We start from the raw sequence: 427 nt of genomic DNA, 5'->3' as shown, positions 1-427 counted from the left end.
CCGGAGCCGTCCCGCAGGGTGCGGTCCTCGACGCGGCCGGCCCGGCTACCGCAGGGCGAATCGGCACGAGCCAGGCCACCACCGGCCCGGGCACGGGCCCCGTCACTGCCGGAGCGGTTCCGCCCGGCTCCGGGTCAGGAAACGTCCCGTACAGTCCCGTACTCGACACGGGCGGCCCAGCCACCGCCGGGCGAGCCGGCTCGGGTCAGGTCACCACCGGTCCTGTCACGACCGGTCCAGGCGTGGGGTCCGTCACGGCCGCCACCACCGGCGCGGTCCCGCCCGGTTCGGCGCCCGGAGGCGTACCGCACGGTGCAGCCGTCGACACGGCTGGTCCGGTCACCGGGGCGGTCCCAGCCGGCTCCGGAGCCGGAGCCGTCGCGGTTCGTCCCGGCCTCGACGCGGGCGGGGCGGTCACCGCAGGCCC

1 pseudogene is annotated in these 427 nt (G+C 78.2%); it reads right to left on the bottom strand.

Annotated elements, in window-relative coordinates:
- Positions 1–134: 134 nt before the first annotated feature.
- Positions 135–427: pseudogene (locus GT042_RS39405) on the bottom strand (hypothetical protein); the annotation flags it as partial.

Source organism: Streptomyces sp. SID3212, from assembly GCF_009865405.1.
GTDB lineage: Bacteria > Actinomycetota > Actinomycetes > Streptomycetales > Streptomycetaceae > Streptomyces.
Note: the sequence above shows the minus strand (reverse complement) of the source record. Positions and strands in the feature narration are given on the sequence as shown.